General features: G+C 36.2%; 16 protein-coding genes. All 16 read left to right on the top strand.

The genetic code is table 11. The features are described from left to right. Positions 1 to 10 precede the first annotated feature (10 nt). The 16 genes from IRQ78_RS10725 (at position 11) to IRQ78_RS10650 (ending at position 21,665) form a co-directional block, all read left to right on the top strand. On the top strand, positions 11 to 2,266 hold the full coding sequence (locus IRQ78_RS10725; protein WP_194442112.1) for a polysaccharide biosynthesis tyrosine autokinase: 2,256 nt from the start codon (positions 11 to 13) through the stop codon (positions 2,264 to 2,266). Positions 2,267 to 2,358: 92 nt separating this feature from the next. Then, complete coding sequence (tviB, locus tag IRQ78_RS10720; protein WP_194442110.1) at positions 2,359 to 3,639, top strand: Vi polysaccharide biosynthesis UDP-N-acetylglucosamine C-6 dehydrogenase TviB; 1,281 nt, start codon at positions 2,359 to 2,361, stop codon at positions 3,637 to 3,639. Between the two features lie 73 nt (positions 3,640 to 3,712). Beyond that, positions 3,713 to 4,744: an NAD-dependent epimerase/dehydratase family protein gene (locus IRQ78_RS10715; RefSeq protein WP_194442108.1), complete on the top strand. Its 1,032-nt coding sequence runs from the start codon at positions 3,713 to 3,715 to the stop codon at positions 4,742 to 4,744. Then, positions 4,741 to 5,988, top strand: a complete 1,248-nt coding sequence (locus tag IRQ78_RS10710; RefSeq protein WP_194442106.1) for an oligosaccharide flippase family protein — start codon at positions 4,741 to 4,743, stop codon at positions 5,986 to 5,988. The genes IRQ78_RS10715 and IRQ78_RS10710 overlap by 4 nt, the downstream gene beginning before the upstream one ends. Next, a complete protein-coding gene (locus IRQ78_RS10705; protein WP_194442103.1) occupies positions 5,975 to 7,078 on the top strand; it encodes a glycosyltransferase in 1,104 nt (367 codons plus the stop codon). Before IRQ78_RS10710 ends, IRQ78_RS10705 begins: the two co-directional genes overlap by 14 nt. 1 nt (position 7,079) lies before the next feature. Continuing rightward, positions 7,080 to 8,348, top strand: a complete 1,269-nt coding sequence (locus IRQ78_RS10700; RefSeq protein ID WP_194442101.1) for a hypothetical protein — start codon at positions 7,080 to 7,082, stop codon at positions 8,346 to 8,348. A gap of 1 nt (position 8,349) precedes the next feature. After that, positions 8,350 to 8,892, top strand: coding sequence for an acyltransferase (locus IRQ78_RS10695; protein ID WP_194442099.1), 543 nt, complete (start codon positions 8,350 to 8,352; stop codon positions 8,890 to 8,892). Further along, a complete protein-coding gene (locus tag IRQ78_RS10690; RefSeq protein ID WP_194442097.1) occupies positions 8,879 to 9,991 on the top strand; it encodes a glycosyltransferase in 1,113 nt (370 codons plus the stop codon). Before IRQ78_RS10695 ends, IRQ78_RS10690 begins: the two co-directional genes overlap by 14 nt. A 31-nt stretch (positions 9,992 to 10,022) precedes the next feature. Next, on the top strand, positions 10,023 to 11,135 hold the full coding sequence (locus IRQ78_RS10685) for a glycosyltransferase family 4 protein (protein ID WP_194442095.1): 1,113 nt from the start codon (positions 10,023 to 10,025) through the stop codon (positions 11,133 to 11,135). Next, a complete protein-coding gene (locus IRQ78_RS10680; protein ID WP_194442093.1) occupies positions 11,132 to 12,055 on the top strand; it encodes a UDP-glucose 4-epimerase family protein in 924 nt (307 codons plus the stop codon). The genes IRQ78_RS10685 and IRQ78_RS10680 overlap by 4 nt, the downstream gene beginning before the upstream one ends. Positions 12,056 to 12,069: 14 nt before the next feature. After that, positions 12,070 to 12,618, top strand: a complete 549-nt coding sequence (locus tag IRQ78_RS10675; RefSeq protein ID WP_194442091.1) for a sugar transferase — start codon at positions 12,070 to 12,072, stop codon at positions 12,616 to 12,618. Positions 12,619 to 12,805: 187 nt separating this feature from the next. After that, on the top strand, positions 12,806 to 14,770 hold the full coding sequence (locus IRQ78_RS10670) for a polysaccharide biosynthesis protein (RefSeq protein ID WP_194442090.1): 1,965 nt from the start codon (positions 12,806 to 12,808) through the stop codon (positions 14,768 to 14,770). Positions 14,771 to 14,843: 73 nt separating this feature from the next. After that, positions 14,844 to 16,010, top strand: coding sequence for a nucleotide sugar dehydrogenase (locus tag IRQ78_RS10665; protein ID WP_194442088.1), 1,167 nt, complete (start codon positions 14,844 to 14,846; stop codon positions 16,008 to 16,010). 762 nt (positions 16,011 to 16,772) lie between these two features. Continuing rightward, the gene (locus IRQ78_RS10660) at positions 16,773 to 17,780 is read left to right on the top strand and encodes an NAD-dependent epimerase (protein ID WP_194442086.1); all 1,008 of its coding nucleotides are present in this window, start codon (positions 16,773 to 16,775) and stop codon (positions 17,778 to 17,780) included. 653 nt (positions 17,781 to 18,433) lie between these two features. Continuing rightward, entirely contained in the window at positions 18,434 to 19,342 is a 909-nt protein-coding gene (gene galU, locus IRQ78_RS10655) for a UTP--glucose-1-phosphate uridylyltransferase GalU (protein ID WP_194442084.1), read from the top strand. Positions 19,343 to 19,520: 178 nt separating this feature from the next. Continuing rightward, the gene (locus tag IRQ78_RS10650; RefSeq protein WP_194442083.1) at positions 19,521 to 21,665 is read left to right on the top strand and encodes a YjbH domain-containing protein; all 2,145 of its coding nucleotides are present in this window, start codon (positions 19,521 to 19,523) and stop codon (positions 21,663 to 21,665) included. Positions 21,666 to 21,780: the final 115 nt, after the last annotated feature.

The following is a 21,780-nucleotide window of genomic DNA, read 5'->3' as shown; positions in this document are numbered from 1 at the left end:
AGGCTAGTACATGAATGCTCAGCCCACTGCATTAGCAGCAAACAATAAACAAAATAGAACAGCGCAAGACCAAACCAGTCAAGAAATCGATTTAATGGCTTTATTAGGTGCATTAATCGACCGCAAGTATTTTATTGCAGCCGTTACAGCTGTATTTATGGCTGTAGGTGTGTTTTATGCGGTGTTTGCAACACCTGTTTACCAAGCAACAGCCATGATCCAAGTTGAAGACGGCGGCGCATCAGTCCCTGGCTTTGATGATATGGCCGGTATGTTCGAAAGTACATCTGCTGCTGTAACCGAAATAGAGCTACTAAAGTCACGCTCTGTGATAGGTGAGGCTGTTGATACCTTAAAGCTTGATATAGTAGCTGAACCTAAACTATTCCCGGTGATTGGTAATAGAGCGTTTCGAAAATTTACCCCGATGGAAAGTGGTGATTTAGCAGAACCTAGTGTAGGTGCATCAAGTTACGCTTGGGGTGGCGAGAGCATTGACGTATTTAGGTTTGATGTACCTCGCTCAGCGATTGGTGCTGGTTTTACACTCGTTGCAGGTGAGGGCACTGATAAAAATAAAAGCTTTACTTTGTTAAATGGTGAAGACGAAGTTATCTTACAAGGTAAAGTGGGCGAAGAGCTAAGTAATGGCAAATTTAACTTAACTATTCGCAGTTTAGTTGCTCGATCTGGAGCTGAATTTACATTAGTACGTAAAGATCGCTTAAATACGATTTTAGACTTACAAGCTGCTATAGGTGCAAGCGAAAAAGGTAAAGACTCAGGTATTATTAATTTAAGCTTACAAAGTGAAAGCACACAGTTTGCCGAAAAAGTACTTGATAAAGTAGCGGCAATTTATGTGCGCCGAAATGTAGAGCGTAATAGCGCAGAGGCACAAAAATCACTAGAATTTTTAGAAGTACAATTACCCGAAGTTAAAAAGCAGCTAGAGTATGCTGAGCAGCGTTTCAATGACTACCAAATTAAACGCCAATCAATCAACATAACTCTTGAAACTCAAGGTGTGCTTGAGCAGGTAGTAGAGCTGGAAACTAAATTACAAGAGCTAGAGCTAAAACGCCTTGAGCTAAGCCGTAAATTCAAAGAAAGTCACCCTACTTACCAAGGCGTACTTGAGCAAATAGAAGCAGTCCAAAAACAAAAGCAAAACTTAGTGGGTGAAGTGGGTAACCTGCCAGAAACACAACAAGAGCTATTACGTTTAAAACGCGATGTAGAAGTTAGCAATCAAATTTACACGCTACTTTTAAGTAAAACACAAGAGCTAGACATTGTACGCGCAGGCACTGTTGGTAATGTACGCATAATTGACCATGCTGAAGTAAATACCTCTAAACCAGTTAAGCCTAAAAAAGCATTAATAGTAGTAATGGCAACTATGCTGGGCGGTATGCTGGCAGTTGCTATAGTGCTTATTCAAAAAGCAATTCATAAAGGGGTAGAAGACCCTAACGAGATTGAAGCTTTAGGCTTACCAGTATATGCAAGTGTACCTTACTCAGATTACCAAGATAAACTCACCGGCTTTAGTCGTGCCCGTAAAAGTAAAGATAAACCTAAATCAATACTCGCCGTTGATAACCCAGCTGATTTATCGATAGAAGCGCTACGTAGCCTGCGTACAAGCTTGCACTTTGCGATGATGGAGGCTAAAAACAACATTATTGCAATATCTGGCCCAAGCCCAGGTGTAGGTAAATCGTTTATATCGGTTAACTTAGCAACAGTACTGGCACAAAGTGGTAAAAGAGTACTTATCATCGATGCTGATATGCGCAAAGGTTACTTACAAACCCAGTTTGGTATGAAATGGGATGATGGCTTAAGTGATATATTATCTGGTCGCTTAAGCTTAGAGCAGGTAACTAAAACATCACAAGTACAAGATTTAGATGTTATCACTCGTGGCCAAATACCACCAAATCCGTCTGAGTTACTAATGCATAGCAACTTTACTAAGTTGGTTGAGCAGGTAAAAGACAAATACGACATTGTAATTATAGATACGCCACCTATTTTAGCGGTAACAGACCCTGCGATTGTGAGTGCCCACACAGGTACTACATTACTAGTAACTCGTTTTGGACAAAATCATGCACGCGAAATAGAGCTTACTCGTAACCGCTTTGAACAAAACGGTATAGATGTAAAAGGCGTGGTATTTAACGGTGTTATAAAGAAAGCCAGTAATGCATACGGCTATTATGGCTATTATAACTACGAGTATAAATCGGGTAATTAAAATAATTGAAAAGCGTGCTTTAACAAGCGGTAGAGGGCATGTAACTTGTAGCATGCTAATTAAAGTATTTTTAAATTTAGAAGAGTATTAAAATGCATCATTCATTAACGGACTTAAAGATTGGCATAATCGGCCTTGGTTATGTGGGGCTACCATTAGCAGTCGAATTTGGTAAAAAATATCAAACGTTAGGTTTCGATATAAATCAAGGTCGTATTTCACAACTACAAAACGGCCATGATGCTACATTAGAAGTTAGCGATGATGAGCTAAAACAATCACCGAATTTAAGTTATTCACATACAGTAAGTGACCTTGAAAGCTGTAATACATACATAGTAACAGTACCAACACCAATAGATGAGCATAAACAGCCTGATTTAACTCCGCTCGTTAAAGCAAGCGAAATGCTTGGTAAGGTAGTGAAAAAAGGTGATATTATAATTTATGAGTCAACTGTATACCCAGGTGCGACAGAAGAAGCTTGCTTACCTGTAGTAGAACAAGTATCGGGGCTTAAATTTAATCAAGATTTTTTTGCTGGCTATTCACCAGAGCGAATTAACCCTGGTGATAAAGAACACCGCGTTACTAATATCTTAAAAGTAACTAGTGGCTCAACAGTAGAAATTTCTGAGCTAGTTGACCAGCTCTATAAATCAATTATCACCGCGGGCACGCATAAAGCAAGCTCAATTAAAGTGGCAGAAGCGGCTAAAGTTATTGAAAACACTCAACGAGATGTAAATATTGCTTTAATTAATGAATTATCAATTATTTTTAACAAATTAGGAATTGATACGCTTGAAGTATTAGAGGCAGCGGGTACTAAGTGGAACTTTTTACCATTCCGCCCTGGTTTAGTTGGCGGGCACTGTATTGGTGTAGATCCATATTACTTAACACATAAAGCGCAAAGCGTAGGTTACCACCCAGAGATGATTTTGGCTGGTCGTCGTCTAAACGATGGTATGGGTAAACATGTAGTATCAGAGCTTGTTAAAAAAATGCTTAAAAAGCGAATTCATGTTGAAGGCGCAAATGTACTTGTTATGGGTTTAACCTTTAAAGAAAACTGCCCTGATTTACGTAATACGAAAGTAGTTGATATTATAACAGAGCTTAAAGAATACAATATTAATGTAGATGTAGTTGACCCTTGGTGTTCAATTGAAGAAGCCGAGCATGAATACGGCTTAAAACTGACTACTGAACACAAGCAAAATAATTATGATGCAATTGTACTAGCAGTAGGCCATAACGAGTTCAAAACGATGGGTGCAGAGCATATTAGAGCATTAGGTAAAGCAGAACATGTACTTTATGACTTAAAATATGTTCTCCCTAAAGATAGCGTAGATATGCGTTTATAAAAGTCACCATCTAAGTTGCAACCCATGGGGCACAAGCCCTGCGTCTTTTAAAAGTATATTCATAGGATTCTTCATGACTCGTTACGAACAAACTAAAATAAACTTACAAGCAGAACCTAAAACTTGGTTAGTAACAGGTGTGGCTGGCTTTATAGGCTCTAACTTATTAGAGCATTTATTAAAGTTAAATCAAACAGTAATAGGTTTAGATAACTTTGCAACGGGTCATCAATATAATCTTGATGAAGTACAAGGTTTAGTTACTGCCGAACAGTGGGCTAAGTTTACATTTATTGAAGGTGATATTCGTAATTACCAAGATTGTGAAACAGCATTAACAGGTAACGTTGACTATGTGTTACACCAAGCGGCACTTGGTTCTGTACCACGGTCTATCGCCGATCCCCTAACAACAAATGCGGCTAATATCACAGGATTTTTAAATATGCTACAAGCAGCAAAAGAGGCAAACGTAAAAAGCTTTACCTATGCCGCGAGTAGCTCGACATATGGCGATCATCCTGCATTACCAAAGGTTGAAGAAAACATAGGTAATCCACTTTCGCCGTATGCAGTAACTAAATATGTAAATGAGCTTTATGCAGGGGTTTATGCACGGACTTATGGGTTTAAAACAATAGGCTTACGTTATTTTAATGTTTTTGGTCAGCGACAAGATCCAAATGGCGCTTATGCCGCGGTAATCCCTAAGTGGACTGCGGCAATGATTAAATGCGAAGATGTTTACATAAATGGTGATGGTGAAACAAGCCGTGATTTTTGTTTTATTGAAAATACTGTTCAAATGAATATTTTGGCTGCAACAGCTTCAGAAGGTGCCAAAGATGAAGTTTATAATGTGGCAGTAGGTGATAGAACAACTTTAAATGAGCTCTATGCAGCTATAAATGATACGTTACAGAAATTAAATTACAATACTTCTAATAAAGCTAAGTATTTAGACTTCCGCGTTGGGGATGTTCGTCATTCCCAAGCAAATATTACAAAAGCTAAAGAGAAGCTTGGATATTCACCAGACTTCAAAATTAAGGATGGAATTGAAATAGCTGTAGATTGGTATTGCAAAGCAAGTAACGCTAGATGAACTTAAAAGAAGTTTTTAAAGGAGTTAAACATTTAGTATCTTCTAATCTGATAGTACAATTGATCAATGTTCTAACTATTCCTATTTTATCAAGACTTTACTCACCTCATTACTGGGGTGAGTATTCTTTTTACCTCGCTATTTTTTTAATTTTGGCGCCACTCTCTTGCCTTTCATTAGGTGGTGCAATCATCCTGACTGACAGGAAAGATGAACAGTATAAAATCTCTGTTATCGCAAGTTACATAGCTATATTTCTTACTTTCCTATTAGCTATATCAATACTTTTTCTAAAGGTAATATCTTTTCAGGATATTGAGTTAAATTATTATTTTATTCTCTTACCTTTACTTTTGATGTTTCATGAAGTGTTGCTTAGCTGGCTCACTAAGCATGGAAATTTTAAAGCTATAGCTTTAATCTTAGCCTTTAGTGCATTAATTAATGTTCTTGTGGCAATTTCTTCGAAAATGTATTCTCAAATAACATTCAATGGCCTTATAGCAGGGCACTTAGCGATGTATTTGATACAAATCATGCTTTTTTATTACTGTGTAATTAAAGTTGATAGCAATCCTTTTTTTCGTTTTTATAGTTTACCAGTTTTGTACAAAACATTTATCAAATATAAGGATTTCCCACTATTTAAGACTCCGCAAACTTTCTTTGCAAGCGTTAGTCAGGGTCTTCCTGTACTTATATTCAATAAACTAGGCTTTATTGAAGCTAGTGGTAAATATGGTATGGCAAGAAAGCTTGTAGGAATGCCATCACAACTTATTGGCAAAGCATTAACTAGGGTATATTTTAAAGAGTTATCCGACTCAATTAACAAGAAAAAGAAAATCAGAAGAAGTTTGTTGAAGAGCTCAGCGGCTATAGCTGTAGTTACATTACCTGTTTTTATCATTATAATTTTTTATGGTTCAGATATATTTTCTTTTATTTTAGGAAAAGAGTGGGAAAAAGCAGGTGACTATGCAGCCTTACTTTCATTCTGGTTATATTTTGCATTAATCAATAAACCTGCTACAGCAGCAATAGCTCCCTTAAAGTTACAAAAAGAGTTTTTTATTTATGAGCTAGCACTAATGGCCTTTAGGTTTTCTTCTATTATTATTCCAATTCATATATATAATGATTTAAATTTAGCTGTTATGTGTTTTTCGCTTGTTGGTATGTTTTTTAATGCCTTCTTATTTTTATTTATAATACTTAAAGTGAGAAAATATGAGTGCAATTAATAAGGTTTTATTCATAGCTCCGCGATTTCATACAAATCAAATAGGAATAGTAAAAGCCTTATTGAATGAAGGTGTTGAAGTTGAATTTCATGTTCTTATAAAAGGTCCTACTGAAGATTACGCAGTACTTACGCCTATAAAAATAGAAGAAGGGAAGTTTTCTCGATTTCTATCTAAGTTTTTAAAAACCCAAAAAGTTAATAAATACTATGCTTTTCCAAGTTTTTTTGAATATTTTAATACAATAAAGAATTTTAATGCTGATTTAATCATAATTCGTGATCCTGGGCGATTTTTTTCAATTGTTTCTACAATTATTGCTAAGTTATTAGGGATAAAAATTTGTTTCTATACTCAGGAGACTTTGGAAATAGAGGCAAAGAATACATTTCGATATTTTTTTCAAAAATTTTATAAAACAATTTTTCATGCGGAATGGATAACACCAATTGGAGGGACAGATACTCGAATAAAAAAATTCCTACCTTTCGTAGTTGAATCAAGATTTGATTACCTAAATGAAACTTCTGCAATTGAGGGATACTCAAGTGAGAAGGCTGTGGCTGTTATAGGTAAATTTACGGCAAGAAAAAGGCTTATTTGGGCATTAAAGCTGGCACAAGAGTTTGATTGTAAGATAAAAATTATAGGGGAGAACACAACGAAGGAACACGCAACAGTTTATCAGGAATTACTTGAATATGTAGAAGAACATAACTTAGGTGATAATGTTGAGTTTATGTGTAATTTGAGCCACTCAAGAACTTTAAAAGAGTTAAGTTGTAGTAACTTTTTTCTCCTAACCGCGAGAAATGAGCCAGCATCGATTTCTGTACTTGAGTCACTTTCAGTAGGTATACCAGTTATATGTCCTCTTGAATGCGGAACTTCTAGTTATTTAACTCCAGAAAAAACAGGTTATACATATAGACAAGATGATTATGATGATTTAAAGAATAAATTTAGAAGATTATTAGTGCATGTAAGTGAAGATAAAAAAATTAGAGTTGAATGTCTTAACTCTTCAGCTGAGAATTTCTCTGAACAAGCTTATATCAATAAATTTAATTATATTTTCAAAAGAGAGTGATATGGAATATATTTTTATTACTAGCTTTCTCTTGGGCATTGCCTACTTCCTTTACATGAATAGAGTAACAATTTTTTTATTCTTTTTTTTGTGTTTAGCTATTTATTTCATGCCTCTATTTTTCGGCTTTGTTAATGAGCCAATAGGAAGGTTTGTTGAGCAACGAGCAATAGTAGAACCACTTTACATTTTTGCCATATTTCTTTTTATTTTATGCGTAATCTTTGATTTGTTACTAAAAGTTATTAAATCTAATTTTGAAAGAAGAAGCAAGGTAACTACCCATAAGAACGTAACAGAAAATCACAATAATTTATGTGTTTTTACTTTTATAGTTTGCTTTTCTTTTGCAATGCAATTAATTGATGGTGGAAGCGCTTTGTTTTCAGCAGTCAAGGCTGATGTGCTTGAAGCTTCTAGTCGTTGGACAATCCTTTCTGTAATTTCATCAATGCTAGCAATTTGTTATTCTCTGCAAGTTAAAACTGATAAAAATAATAAGCTAATAAATATCTTACTTGTAGCTTCATTAATTAGCTTAATTTTCAATATTTACATAGGACACAGATCGAATTCTGCAATTCTTTTCTTGGCCGTAAGTTATATGTATCTTGATAATAAAAGTATTAAAAGTATTTTAAAATTATACAGATATAGACTGATTGCATTTTTATTTTTGGGTTTGTTCTTTTTTGTTTATAAATATTTATATATTGCAATAAAACTAGGCGATTGGGACTTGGTTTTTTCTAAGTTGACCTCGGAAGGTTTTTTTAGTCAGGTTTTTATGTACTCAGAACCATTTGTTACTCAAGGTATCTTTAATGGTGTGTTAAGAGAGAACTTTATAACAGAATGCACCAACATGATCTTCTCTCCTTTTCTAGTAATACCTGGAACAGAAATGCTTATTGATTATAGTTCTTGCAAATATAACACTCAATTACAAAATTTTCTATATACTAGCGTTGATTATGGTGTCGGTAGTAACTTATGGGCAGAGTTTTATTCTCTCTCTGGTTTCTTGAGTTTATATTCAATGACTATTTTTTATTTTTTTATCGTGTTACTAACAGCACTGATTTTGGGGAATATTAATTCTCCACTTCTAAAGTCTGTTATATTTATTCTCATTGCATATATGTGTTTTTATGCAAATAGGAAAGATTTATTTTTGCTTCTAGGTATATTTAAGCGAGTTATATATACTGCATTAATTGTTTACTTTTTTTCTGAATTAATTAGATTTGTTAAAAGTGTAGGTAGGTAAAATGAAAAAAATAATTAGAGTTATAAAAAAATTATACAGTTTTTTCTTGTTTTATCTTTTCGGCGGTACTGCTTCTGCAAGGTTTTTGGGAGTAAAAGTCGGAGAAGGTTGTAGAATATATATAAATGATTTTGGTACCGAACCTTTTTTAATTAATATCGGAAATAATGTTACTCTAACCAAGGGTGTTAATTTATTAACCCATGATGGAGCAACATGTTTAGTTGAAGATGGCAAAGGCAGATATTACAAGTATGGAAGTATAGAGATCGGTTCCAATGTGTTTGTTGGGGTTAATTCTGTTTTAATGCCAGGTGTTAAAATTGGTAGCAATGTTATAATTGGTACAGGAAGTGTTGTTACCAAAGATATACCTGATAACTCTGTTTATGCAGGGTCACCTGCTATGTTTATTATGAGTTATAGTGAGTATTGTTATAAAATAAGAAATAGCTGTGTTAATGGCAGTGAAGTTATCCAAGGAAGTACTTCATACCAAGAAAGAGTGCTTAGGATAATAGAGATTCAAAATGAGAAAAAATAATATTTTAATAGTTCTACCAACAGATTTAATTGGTGGTGCTGAAAGGGTTTCTAAAAATCTTATTAATTATTTAGCTTCTATAAATATAAAGGTTACTATTTATTTCTTAGCTAAAGGTAGAACTGGTACTTGGCAAGATTTGGAATGCAATAAAAATGTGAGAATTATTTATGGTAATTCTAGTTCTGAATTTAAAGGGGTTTTCCCCTTTGTTTTTTGGTTAACTAAAAATAGATTTCTATATGATTATGTTTATTCTACACATGTTCACATTAATTTTTTTATCTGCATTTTGAGGCGCTTAAGTATTATTTTGTTAGATAAGCATATTGCTCGCGAATCTACTGTTATTTTTGAACGCTTTCATGGTTATAAAAGAGTTTTATTTAAATTTATTTATAAGTTTTATGGTAATATTGATCTCCTTATTTTTCAAACTAATCATATGAAAGAAAGCCTTATAAATGAGGTTCCATCCATTCGAAATCAAAATTTTAAAGTTATCAAAAACCCCCTCGACCTTAAAAATATATCAAATTCATTAAATGTTTTTTTTCAAAATATTCCTAACTCTAACTCTAACTCTAACTCTAATTTTAGATTATTGTTTGTTGGCCGCGTTGTTAAAGTGAAAAACTTACCTCTTTTGATTTACTCCATAAAGAACTGTTTAGATAAAGGTATATCAAATATCAAACTCGATGTAGTTGGTGATGGAGATTTGATGGAGGAGATGAAGGAGTTAGTTAATAAATTAGAGCTCTCTAACCTTGTTGAGTTTCATGGAAATATAGGGAACCCTTATAAGCTTATGTCAAAAGCTGATCTTGGTTTAATTACCTCAATTAAGGAAGGGTTTCCGAATGTATTAATTGAAATGATGGCATCAGGTACTAAAAATATAATTACCACACCTTGCGCAGGTGATTTAATAACACTACCTAATGTTAAAGTTATGGATGGTTTTAGCATTGAAGAGCTAACATCCTTGATAGAAAAGTCTATAAATGAACCTAAAGATTTTTCTATCAATTATACTGAGTATGCAAAAAATTTGGACGTAAGTAAGTTTTGGGAAAACATACTTAATAACAGTTAGTCCTTTGTAGAACTATATTTAGAGCAATATAATGGAAAAAAAAATATTATTCATTGTTAATGTGGATTGGTTTTTCATATCTCATCGTTTACCTATCGCTATTAAAGCTTTGGATGCTGGTTATGATGTTCATATTGCATGTGCAATTACAAATAAGAAAGAGCTGCTTGAAAACTTAGGATTACAAGTACATCCGGTATCACTGAAAAGAAGTGGTACAAGTATTCTAGAAGAGTTTATTGCTTTGAAGGAACTATGGAGCATTGTTAAAAAGGTTAATCCTGATGTCAGTCATGCTGTAACAATAAAGGGTGTAATTTATGGCGGTCTTGTAACTAGATTGTTGAGAGTAAAAAGAAGAATCGCCTCTATATCTGGTTTAGGTTACATATTTATTGATTCTTCATTTAAGCCCAGATTACTAAAGTTTTTTATAAAAATATTTTATAAATTTGCTTTAGGCAAAGATTCACTTGTAATTTTTCAGAATAACAATGATAAACAAATTTTCGTTGAAGGGAATATAATTAATGAATCCCAGAGTATTTTAATACGGGGGTCTGGTGTAGATTTAGATAAATTTAAATTTTTACCTGAGCCTAATACAAAAAAAACTGTTATGTTTTTGGCTAGGTTACTTAAAGATAAAGGTCTTATTGAATTCTATAAGGCTTCTGAAATAGTGAAAAAAACTCAAAACGCTAGGTTTGTTTTAGTAGGAGATATAGATCCTGACAACCCTAACTCAATCACCGAAGATGAACTCAATACTTATGTCAATAACGGTCTTGAGCATTGGGGTTATTCTAAATCAGTTCAGTCTCTAATTCCAAAGTCTCATCTTATAGTTCTTCCTTCATACAGAGAAGGGTTGCCTAAGAGTTTACTTGAAGCCGCTGCATGCGGTCGAGCTGTTGTAACAACTGATGTGCCAGGGTGCAGAGATGCTATTGAGCCGAATGTAACTGGGCTACTTGTAAAGGTTAAAGACCACGAAGATCTTGCTAGGATGATACAAAAGCTATTAAGTAACGATAATTTAAGGAAAAAGTTTGGGGCTGCTGGTAGGAGCTTAGCTGAAGAGTGTTTCAGTATTGATGATGTTGTTGCTAAGCATTTGAAAATTTATAGAGGTGATAATTGAAGTTATTGATTACAGGGTACTCTGGCTTTGTTGGTAGTTCTCTTTGCAAAAAACTTTGCAATAATCATCAACTACATCTTTTAGGCCGTAAAGGCTCTGACTGTGGGGTGGTTTTTACAAGTAATATAGATGCGAATGCAAATTTCTCTAAAGCACTCACGGATATTGATTGCGTTATACATATCGCGGCACGTGTGCACATTATGAATGATAGCTCTAATGATCCTTTATCGGAATTTAAAGCTATTAATACTCATGGAACAGTTAATTTAGCTAAACAAGCTGTGCAAGCTGGAGTTAAACGATTTATTTTTATTAGTTCTATAAAAGTAAATGGTGAGAGCACTACAGGTAATTCCCCATTTAAATCCACTGACCAGCCAGCACCAGAAGATCCTTACGGTATTTCAAAAGCTGAAGCTGAGCTTCAATTGTTAGAGCTCGGTAAGCAAACCGGCATGGAGATTGTTATAATTCGCCCTCCGTTAGTTTACGGTGAAGGTGTGAAAGCGAACTTTGCATCTCTAATGAGGTTAGTTGGCAAAGGTTTACCGCTACCATTTAGGTTAATCACTAAAAATAAACGCAGCTTGGTATCAGTCTATAATTTAGTTGATTTAATTAAAGAGTGTATTGACCACCCAAAAGCAGCTAATCAAGTATTTTTGGTAAGTGATGATCAAGACTTATCTACTGCTGAAATGGTTGCGCTGATGGCAAAGGTACAAGGTAAGCCTAATATAGGTATACCCGTGCCTTTGTGGTGCTTTAAGCTAGCTGGTAAGTTATTGGCTAAGCAAGATGTAATTGATAGACTCACAGGTTCGCTCCAATTAGATATTACACATACAAAAAATACACTTAATTGGTCACCACCTTACTCTGTTGAGCATGGTTTTAACCTCGCTGCCAAAAAATAACTTAGGAATATTTAATGATACGCTTACTCGACTTTTTATTCGCCTTATTCGGTTTGCTATTTGCTTTGCCATTTTTAATCATTTTATGTGTTATTGGCTTATTTGATACTGGCTCACCTATTTTTACTCAAGAGCGGGTAGGGCGTAACAAAAAACCGTTTACTCTTGTTAAATTTAGAACAATGAAAGTCGATACGGCCTCCGTTGCCAGCCACTTAGCAAGCACAGCTTCAATTACACCTTTTGGTGGTTTTTTACGTAAAACGAAACTAGATGAATTACCGCAATTGTGGAATGTGCTTAAAGGCGAGATGAGCTTGGTAGGCCCGCGCCCAGGTTTATTCAACCAACAAGAGCTTACAGCAGCTCGCGATGCTAAAAATGTTTACTCTGTTCGCCCCGGCATTACAGGCCTTGCCCAAGTGAACGAAATTGATATGTCGACTCCAGAGCTACTTGCAAAAACAGATCGTGAGATGATTGATAACCTGAATTTAGTTAATTATTTCAAATATATTTTAATGACTGTAACAGGTAGTGGTAGTGGCGACAGGGTTAAATAAACAGCTTGTAGCCAGAAAGGAAGCTTCTTAATTTTTTTTATTTAAAATTAAATGGTAATGATAATGTATTAGAGTTGTGGCTAGATTTTCTGTTATAAGCTATAATTCATAAAAATTTAACAATCGTTAAGCTGGCTGTAAGCTTAGGTTGGTATCTTACTGACAAAAACAAGACAGGGAACTTGTTGTGGATAATTTTATTCGCTCTATATTAAATTCATCACGTGCCACAAAGCGTATCATTACGTTGTTTATTGACTCGCTATTTATTATGTCGGCGTTTTGGCTAGCACTTATTGTTAGACTAGATAGTATGGCCCCCCTTGGTAAGGCCGATAACTGGATGTTACTCGTTTTTCTTGTACCTACCGCATTATTCACGTTTATTAACTTAGGTTTATATCGTGCCGTGCTGCGCTATATGAACTCTCAGGCATTGTGGGCAATTGTATTAGGTACAATTATTAGTACAGTCGTTTTGGTTCTTCTTGCCTTTTTTATTGGTGTTGAAATACCGCGTACTATGCCGTTTATTTTTGCTTGGTTATGTTTATTAACCGTTGGTGGTGCGCGAATTGTTGTACGCGCCATGATAGGCAGGTTAACTACGGCAAATAAAGAATCGGTTATTATTTACGGTGCAGGTTCATCTGGTAGGCAGCTTGCTACTGCGCTAGGGGCTGGGCCTGAGTATTTTGTCCGTGCCTTTATTGATGATGACGAAACAAAGCAAGGCTCTATCATTCAGGGCATTCCTGTAATTGCGTTTAAAGATATTTATGACCTAATAAACAAGGGAAAAGCAACCAAAGTTTTATTAGCAATGCCAAGTGAGAGCAGAGCTCGCCGAAAAGAGATACTTGCCCAGCTTGAGCCGCTTTCTATTAAAGTGCTCTCTATACCAGGAATGGCTGATGTAATTGAGGGTAAAGCAAAGCTTTCTGAATTTAGAGATGTTGAAATAGAAGACTTGCTAGGCCGCGACTGTGTTGCCCCTAAGCCACACCTGTTGTCTGCAAACATTAAGGGTAAAGTGGTTATGGTTACTGGCGCTGGCGGTTCAATTGGTTCTGAGCTGTGTAGGCAAATAATAAAGCAAAAGCCAACCAAGCTTGTACTATTTGAGCTAAGTGAATATGGCTTATACTCAATAGAAAAAGAGCTTGCTGAGTACGTTGCAAATAACCAGCTTGAAGTAGAGCTTATTCCTATAATGGGCTCTGTACAGCGTATAAACCGTATTGAAACCGTAATGGTGGCATTTGGCGTACAAACAGTTTACCACGCAGCTGCTTATAAACATGTACCACTTGTAGAGCATAACGTTGTTGAAGGGGTACGTAACAACGTGTTTGGTACTTACTATACAGCAAAGGCTGCTGTAAACGCTAAAGTTGAAACCTTTGTACTTATATCAACTGATAAAGCTGTACGCCCAACAAATGTTATGGGCGCGACCAAACGTATGGCAGAGCTTTGTTTACAAGGTTTAGCGCAAAATAAAGGTAAAGGTCATAATACTCGTTTTTGTATGGTACGATTTGGTAATGTATTAGGCTCGAGTGGTTCTGTTGTGCCACTATTTCGTAGGCAAATACGCGAAGGTGGCCCAATAACTTTAACCCATCAAGATATTACGCGCTTTTTTATGACCATACCTGAGGCAGCTCAACTTGTTATACAAGCGGGTGCTATGGGCAAAGGGGGGGATGTATTTGTGCTCGATATGGGTGAATCAGTTAAAATAAAAGACCTTGCAAGTAAAATGATTCGCTTATCTGGCTTTGAAGTTAAAGATAAAAACAACCCCCATGGCGATATTGAAATTGTATGTACTGGTTTGAGGCCTGGCGAAAAACTATACGAAGAATTGCTAATCGGCGATAACGTAGGTGAAACATCGCATGAGCGCATTATGACAGCTAATGAAGTAATGTTACCTTTGGCCGAGCTAAATGTATTTTTAGAAGCGCTTGATGTAGCCTGTCATAACTTTGATCACGAAATCATTAGGCAGCTTTTACTCGATGCGCCTACTGGCTTTAATCCGACAGATGGCATTTGTGATTTAGTTTGGAATGTAAAACAATCTGTTGGCCAAAATACTGATGCTTTTTCAGAACAAAGCAAAATAGTTAACTTTAAAAGCTGATATTAGCCTCTATTTTAGCAAACATGTTTATTCGGCTTTAGTTACCGGATTTATTATAAAGGATGAAAATGTAATGAAAATTGCAGTAGTGGGTACAGGTTATGTTGGCCTGTCGAATGCAATGTTATTGGCGCAGCATAACCAAGTGGTTGCACTTGATATTGACGAAGAAAAAGTTGCCTTATTAAAAGATAAGCAGTCTCCTATTGTAGATGTTGAAATTAGCGATTTTTTACAAAATAAATCACTTAATTTTACTGCTACAACAGATAAAACATTGGCACTTCAAGATGCCGAATTTGTTGTAATTGCTACCCCTACAGATTACGATCCAGAAACCAACTATTTTAATACGCGCTCTGTTGAATCTGTAATTTCTGATGTTTTAGCGATTAACCCAAGTGCAACTATGGTTATTAAGTCTACGGTACCCGTTGGCTATACAAAATCGATTAAAGAAGGCTTTAATACCAGTAATATTATTTTTTCGCCAGAGTTCTTGCGTGAAGGTAAAGCGCTTTACGATAATTTGCACCCATCACGTATTATTGTGGGTGAGCAAAGTGAGCGCGCACAAGTTTTCGCTAATTTATTAGCACAAGGTGCAGTAAAGCAAAATATTGATGTGCTGTTTACAGGCTCTACCGAAGCAGAAGCAATTAAGCTTTTTTCTAACACTTACCTTGCAATGCGCGTTGCTTATTTTAACGAGCTAGACAGCTACGCTGAAAACCATGGTTTAGATGCAAAGCAGATCATTCAAGGTGTTGGCTTAGACCCGCGCATTGGCAAGCATTATAATAACCCTTCATTTGGTTATGGTGGTTACTGTTTACCTAAAGATACTAAACAGTTATTAGCAAACTACCAAGATGTACCTAACAATATGATCCGCGCGATTGTTGATGCTAATACTACCCGTAAAGACTTTATTGCTAATTCTATTATTGCCCGAAGCCCTAAAGTGGTTGGTATTTATCGCTTAGTTATGAAGTCAGGTTCAGATAACTTTAGAGCTTCTGCTATTCAAGGTGTAATGAAGCGCATAAAAGCAAAAGGCATTGAAGTTGTTATTTATGAACCAAGCTTAAAAGAAGATTCATTCTTTAATTCTCGTGTTATTAAATCGCTAGATGAGCTTAAACAAACTGCTGATGTAATTATTTCGAACCGCATGGCTGAAGAGTTAGAAGATGTTGCAGAAAAAGTTTATACACGTGATTTATTTGGTAGTGATTAAGCCGAAATAGCTGTCAGCTTTCAGTTTGAGCCGAATTTGTATATTCGCTGCAGAGGTGGTTGATGGCAGCGTAGGCATGAAATATATTTCGCGCGAAAATGTTTTCACAAAGAGGAAAGAATGAGAAGAGAATGAGGAAGTGAAAATAATGCTTTTTGTTTTCTCTAAAGCGAAGCACCTCTTGGCCTCACTGTGAATTTTACAGAAGATCTTTTTGCACAAAGAGAAGTGAATGAGTAAAGAATGAGGAAGTGATAATAATGCTTTTTGTTTTCTCTAAAGCGAAGCGCCTCTTGGCCTCACCGTGAATTTTACTGAAGATCTTTTTGTAGAAAGAGAAGTGAATGAGAAAATAATGAGGAAGTGATATTAATGCTTTTTGCTTCCTCTAAAGCAAAGCGTCTCTTGGCCTCACTGTGAATTTTACCGAAGATCTTTTTGCACAAAGAGAAGTGAATGAGAAAATAATAAGGAAGTGAAAATAATGCTTTTTGTTTCCTCTAAAGCGAAGCGTCTCTTGGCCTCTTTGTGCAATTATATATCTTAGGTGTAGGTGTGAAATTTATTTTACCGAAGATCTTTTTGTACAAGGAGAAGTGAATTAGTAGAGAATGAGGATGCGATATTAATGCTTTTTGCTTCCTCTAAAGCGAAGCGCCTCATTATCTCTTTGTGAGTATTTGGTTTCTCTATGAAGTCGCTCTTAACTCTCATTAAGTCAAATGAATTGGTAGCCACCGGGCTCAATAAGATAGGAATATAATGAAATATTTAGTTACTGGCGCTGCAGGTTTTATTGGTGCAGCTACAAGTCAAAAGTTACTAGCGCAAGGTCATGTTGTTGTTGGTGTTGATAATTTAAATGATTATTACGATGTAAATTTAAAGCATGCGCGTCTGGCTCAGTTTGAACAGCACGAGAGTTTTACTTTTATCAAGTTAGATATTGCAGATAGAGCCGCAATGGCTGAGTTGTTTGCCCGCGAGCAATTTGACCGTGTAATTCATTTAGCAGCTCAAGCCGGTGTGCGTTATTCAATCGAAAATCCAGATGCATACGCAGACTCAAACTTAGTGGGGCATTTAAATGTTTTAGAAGGATGTAGGCATAATAAAGTTGCGCATTTAGTTTATGCTTCGTCTAGCTCAGTTTATGGCTTGAACGAAAAAACACCATTTGAAACTACCGATAGCGTTGATCACCCTGTTTCGTTTTATGCTGCGACAAAAAAAGCCAATGAACTTATGGCGCACAGTTACTCGCACTTGTATAACTTGCCGACCACAGGCTTACGCTTTTTTACAGTTTATGGCCCGTGGGGGCGCCCAGATATGGCGCCGTTTATTTTTACTAAAAAAATGCTTGATGGCGATACCATCGATATAAATAACAATGGCGATATGTGGCGTGACTTTACCTACATTGACGATATTGTCGAAGGTGTTGTACGTGCAGCAGATGTAGTGCCTGAACGGGATGACACTTGGAAAGTAGAAACAGGCTCGCCTGCATCAAGTTCTGCGCCATTTAAGGTTTATAATATTGGTCATGGCAGCCCTATTAATTTAATGAAATTTATTGAGTCCATTGAGTCTGAACTAGGTATTGAAGCGAAAAAGAATTTTCGCGAAATGCAGGCTGGCGATGTTTATAAAACCTATGCCGATACACAAGACTTATTTGCAGCAACTGGGTATAAACCAGCGGTTGGGGTAGAGCAAGGCGTGGCTGAGTTAATCAGCTGGTATAAAAGTTTTTATAATAAATAATTGCTTCGCATTGGGAGCGCATCTAGCAATCGCGGTGCCTAAGGCTATGTAGGCGTGAAATTTATTTCGCGCGAAAGCCTATTCACAAAGAGAAGAAAGTGAGAATAAATGAGGGGAAACTTACTGGTTTTCTCTTTAGCGTAGCGTCTCATACCCTCTTTGTGCAATAAAATGTCTTTGATGTGGGCGTGAAATTTATTACGTGCGAAAGCGTATTCGCAAAGAGAAGAAAGTGAGAATAAATGAGGAAAAACTTACTGGTTTTCTCTTTAACGCAGCGTCTCATAGCCTCTTTGTGCAATAAAATGTCTTTGATGTAGGCGTAAAATTTAATTCGCACGAAGATATTTGCACAAAGAGAAGAGAATGAGTAAACCAAAAGATACTTCCTCTAAAGCGTAGCGCCTCATAGCCTCTTTGTGCAATAAAATGTCTTTGATGTAGGCGTGAAATTTATTACGTGCAAAGATATTTGCACAAAGAGAAATGAATGAGAAATAAAAGAGAAAGTCAGAATAAACTTTGGTTTGATTTACTCTTTTTGAATATTCGTTTTTAACGAAAAGCTAAATTATAAACATTCAGCTTGTATCTACTTTAGTATTGTTAGTTTGTCCTTACTTAAGATTAAATCGTCAAATAAGGGACTAATTATGAAAGCTGTTATTCCTGTAGCGGGCCTTGGTACTCGTATGTTACCTATGACTAAAGCAATTCCTAAAGAAATGTTGCCTTTAGTTGATAAACCTCTTATTCAATACATTGTTAATGAGTGTGTAGCGGCCGGTATTAAAGAAATTGTATTGGTTACCCATAGCTCTAAAAATGCCATAGAAAACCACTTTGATACCAGCTTTGAGCTTGAAGCAACGCTTGAAAAGCGCGTAAAGCGTACCCTACTTGAAGAAGTTCATTCTATCTGCCCAGACGATGTAACCATTATGCATGTTCGCCAGGGCGAGGCTATGGGCTTAGGCCATGCGGTAATGTGTGCTAAACCAATTGTAGGTGATGACGACTTTGTTGTAGTACTGCCCGATGTTATTTTAGATAGCTATACTGCTGATCAAAAAACCGAAAACGTTGCGGCAATGATAAAACGCTTTAACGAGGTTAAAGCAAGCCAAATTATGCTTGAGCCAGTACCACAAGAAAGTGTTCATAAATATGGTATTGCTGATATTGGTGGCGTTAAAATTAATGCGGGCGAAAGTGCACCTATTAAAACCATGGTCGAAAAGCCTAAAGCAGAAGAGGCTCCTTCTAACTTAGCGGTTGTTGGTCGTTATGTGTTATCTAAAGCTATTTGGCCGCTGCTTGCTAATACCCCTGCTGGTGCAGGTGGCGAAATTCAATTAACTGACGCAATCGATGAGTTAATGAAACATGAAATTGTTGAAGCATTCCACATGAGTGGTCGTGCTCATGACTGTGGCGACAAGCTAGGTTATTTAAAAGCAATTGTAGAGTACAGCATGCGCGATGAAAAACTTGGCGCAGAGTTTACTGAATTTGTAACAGAAATGGTTACGCCAAACACAAGGCATTTAAAAGCGGTATAACTTTTAAAACTAAATATTTAAAAAAGGGTAAGAAGTAAATTCTTACCTTTTTTAGTTTTAACATAGCAATTTATTTTTTACCTTAAAGGTTTAGTTTGGCTGATAGCTTCTTGTTTTTGTTTTCTGATGTTATATTTAAAACAATGAAGGAACTTATAACTTTAACTCGGATTTCCTAATGCCAAAATTGAATTTATTGTTTTTAAGCTGTGCCGCCGCACTTAGCTTGCCAATAGCCGCTGACGAAATAAAAAGCCACCAGTCTTTTTCTGGTTATACGGGGTTGATAAACACTCCGAATGCAGAAGCGCTCAGCTCTGGTAGTGTTGATATAGGCTATAACAATTTATTAGATTTTAAAGGGCAGCGATATTTAGATGGCCATAACTTCATATTCTCTGCAGGGTTATTTGAAGGTCTAGAAGTTAGTGGGCAAATATCCTCTAACTCAATACACGATAATTTGTTTTATAGCGAAGGTCGTGGGCAAACCCGAGATTTATCGTTCAACGCAAAATATCAGCTACCTTATATACCTAAAGACTGGTTTAGTGTAGCTATAGGTGCTAAAGATATAGGTGGTGCCGCTAACAACTATAAAACGTTTTATGCAGTGGCCTCAAAAGAATTATGGGATTTTCGTTTTAGTGCCGGCCTAGGTTCAAGTGATAGACTTACTGGTGAAATGGATGGCGCATTTGCTGGTATTGAGTGGCAACCGCTTGAGTGGTTTAGCTTACTCACCGAATATGATGCCGAAGCTGTAAATGCAGCAGCACGTATAACGATTCCTAAAAAGTGGCTATATGATATTGGTGAAATAACCTTTACTAGCCGTTTTTACAGCAGTACTGACTTTTCTGAAGATAAAGACACCTACTGGGGGGTAAATTTTACCCTACCATTATCTGATGAAGCTAAAACTAATTATGAGCCTGTAAAGCCTGCACCTTTTGTAGCCCCAACAAGCAATACACCTGCGGCTAAAGTAAACGATTATGGTTTAGGCTTTATTCAAACGTCAGTAGCGCCCAAGCTAGCTGAACAGCCTGATGCGTTAACCGTTACTAGTGCTGAGCAAAGTCAAACACAAAATTCACAAAAAGTTGTTAGTTCTAGCTTAAGCAAACAAGCAATTACATTGAAAGATGCGCTCATTAATGATGGTTTTGAAAACGTGGTTGTTGGTTACAACTCAACTACTGTATTTGTAAACTTTGAAAACTCAGTGTTTAACCGTAACGACATTGACGCTATTGGTGTAGTACTTGGTCGCATCGCCGAAAATATAGTTAATGAAATTACTCATTATAGCGTTCAGCTTTCGAAAACAGATATCCCATTACTAGCAATTAGCGGCAACATCGACAATTATCGTTTGTTTATTGAAAAAGGCGTTAGCCCTGACTTAAATGTTCAACAAGACAAAGCCGTTATTCCCGAAGGTGTTACATGGGCTGGGAAAGCGCAGGCGAGCCCATACTTTAAGCCGCGTTTGACATTGAGCCCAGCTATTAGTAATACGTACGCTACTGAGTTAGGTGTGTTTGACTATTCTATTGCAATTAGAGCAGATGTCGATGTGCCTCTTTGGAAAGGTGCAGGTGTTATTTTAGGTGGACAAGTTAATGTTGAAAATAGTGACGACTATGATGAGCGAGGTCCATTTAGGCGTTATCGTCAAGAAACTGAATTTGATAGAGCTATGTTCTACCAAACATTTAAGCTGCCATTTGGTTTTTATAACCAAACGCAAGTTGGCTTTATAAAAGAACGCTACGATTTAACAGGTATCACTAACGAAACAACTTGGCTGAGTGATGAAGGACGTCACAGAATTAGTGCTCAGTTGGGTTCGTATAAATACGAAGATTATCGCGGCAGCAAAACATTCCAAGCACTAAACTACCAATATAACTGGGTTGAACAAGACATTACCTTACATGCTCAAGCAGGTAATTATTGGTATGAAGATTCTGGCTATAAAGTAGAAAGCCGTTTTTGGTTTGGTGACAGCTACTTAGCTGTATTTTACGAAGATACAAATACGACTAAAGCAGGTTTGGCATTTAGTATTCCACTTTCACCACGAAAAGATATGAAAGCTTATAAATTTGGGCAAATTAAAGGCACTGAATCTTACAGGCATACAGCGAGTACTGAGATTGGTGAAAGCACTAACCGTTTAGTGTTCAGTCAAGGCTTTATTCCAGGAAGTGCAATAAGCACCTACCGTACGTTCCTTAATCAGGGGCGTATGTCTAGTGATTATGTATACCAAAATCTTGCAAGATTAAAAGAGGCATATTTAACTTATCGGTAACAATTTATGTTGGGTTAAGTATTGTACAATTAGGTAATTTAGCTATATTATTGATGAGGTGTTTTAGATAATTTAAGAGCTTTAATGCCTCGTTTTTAATTTGTAAAAAAAATTA

This window comes from Pseudoalteromonas simplex, from assembly GCF_015278155.1.
Lineage (GTDB): Bacteria > Pseudomonadota > Gammaproteobacteria > Enterobacterales > Alteromonadaceae > Pseudoalteromonas > Pseudoalteromonas simplex.
The sequence above is the reverse complement of the archived record's forward strand: the minus strand, read 5'-3'. Positions and strand labels throughout refer to the sequence as shown.